At 45.4% G+C, this 1571-nt stretch carries 3 protein-coding genes; all 3 read right to left on the bottom strand.

Going from position 1 to position 1571, the window contains the following annotated elements; translation table 11 throughout:
* On the bottom strand, window positions 1–681 hold a 681-nt coding region (gene obgE, locus HZC12_07605; protein ID MBI5026576.1), incomplete at its 3' end, for a GTPase ObgE.
* Between the two features lie 86 nt (window positions 682–767).
* The gene (rpmA, locus tag HZC12_07600; GenBank protein MBI5026575.1) at window positions 768–1043 is read right to left on the bottom strand and encodes a 50S ribosomal protein L27; all 276 of its coding nucleotides are present in this window, start codon (window positions 1041–1043) and stop codon (window positions 768–770) included.
* Window positions 1044–1045: 2 nt separating this feature from the next.
* Window positions 1046–1357: a 50S ribosomal protein L21 gene (gene rplU, locus HZC12_07595; GenBank protein ID MBI5026574.1), complete on the bottom strand. Its 312-nt coding sequence runs from the start codon at window positions 1355–1357 to the stop codon at window positions 1046–1048.
* Window positions 1358–1571 lie beyond the last annotated feature (214 nt).

Here is a 1571-nt window from a genome sequence, read left to right as displayed (position 1 = left end):
CAGCCCGGCACCCTTGTGAGCGCCTTCGATAAGGCCCGGAATATCAGCCACTACAAAGCTCTTATGTTTCTCGTATTTAACAACACCGAGCACAGGCACGAGGGTTGTGAATGGATAATCTGCGATTTTGGGTCTTGCCGCTGAGATTGCAGAAATCAATGTGGATTTTCCTGCATTTGGAAGACCGATCAATCCGACATCTGCGAGAAGCTTCAACTCAAGGATCAGGGTCTTCTCTTCACCTGGTTCACCTTTCTGGGCGAATTTAGGTGCCTGCCTTGTAGAGGTTGCGAAATGAGCATTGCCGAGGCCTCCCCTGCCGCCCTGTGTAACTATGGTCTCCTGCATTTCATTGATAAGGTCTGCCACAAGCTCGCCAGTTGTTGCATCTTTTATAATTGTCCCTATAGGCACAGGTATGATTGAATCTTTACCGTTTTTGCCGTGCTTATTTTTACCCATGCCGTGCTGTCCTCTCTCAGCCCTGTATTGTTGCTGGTATCTGAGGTCAAGGAGAGTATTGAGGTCTTTTGTTGCCCTGATGATGATATGGCCTCCACGGCCTCCATCACCTCCATCAGGTCCGCCTTTCGGGACATACTTTTCCCGCCTGAAGCTCACGCAGCCATTGCCGCCATCTCCAGCTTTCACGTATATCTTTACCTGGTCAATGAACTGCATAGATGTCTCTCATCAATAATCTCAATGATAACAAAAAAAGGCGGGTTTGACCCGCCTTTTATAAAATTATCCGTTGTTACTGACTACTAACTGATAACCGCTAACTGCTCTGCTGGATATACGCTTATCTGTTGTTTTTCCCTGTTTTTGCGCTCGAAGGTGACAAGGCCGTCAATTTTGGCATAAAGTGTATGGTCACTGCCCAGCCCGACATTAAAACCAGGGTGGAACCTTGTCCCCCTCTGCCTTACAAGTATATTTCCAGCCTTTACGAACTGGCCTCCAAACTTCTTTACGCCAAGACGCTTGGATATGCTATCACGGCCATTTTGAGAACTTCCTACGCCTTTTTTATGTGCCATTTTTATCCTCCATAAACTATGTCTTTAATTCTTATGGATGTATACGGCTGCCTGTGTCCCCTCAGGTTTCTGTAACCTTTCCTCGGCTTCTGCTTGAATACAAGAACCTTCTTTGCTTTTGCCTGGCCCAGGATCTCTGCGGTCACCTTTGCAGATGAAAGGAAAGGGCTTCCAAAGGCAACCTTTGTGCCATCTGAAACCATGAGGACTTTTTCAAACTCCACAGTCCCCTCGGCATTGAGCCTTGAGACTTTTATTGTCTCTCCAGGAGCGACCCTGTACTGTTTTCCGCCTGTTTCTATTATAGCATACATGGATTATTACCTGCCCTCTCCCGACGTTTCGGGATAATTTTTTAACATAATATTCACATTAATGTCAATGGGATGTACTCGTTCAATACATATGAGACAAAATACGAGAAGACAAAAATCGTTTAAAACTCAAGGGTTGATAATTATATGTCATTCCCGCGAAGGCGGGAATCCAGTCCTTTTAACCAATTTTTCAATATCTTTTTCTGGATTC

It is taken from the genome of Nitrospirota bacterium, from assembly GCA_016214385.1.
Lineage (GTDB): Bacteria > Nitrospirota > Thermodesulfovibrionia > UBA6902 > JACROP01 > JACROP01.
Note: the sequence above shows the minus strand (reverse complement) of the source record. Positions and strands in the feature narration are given on the sequence as shown.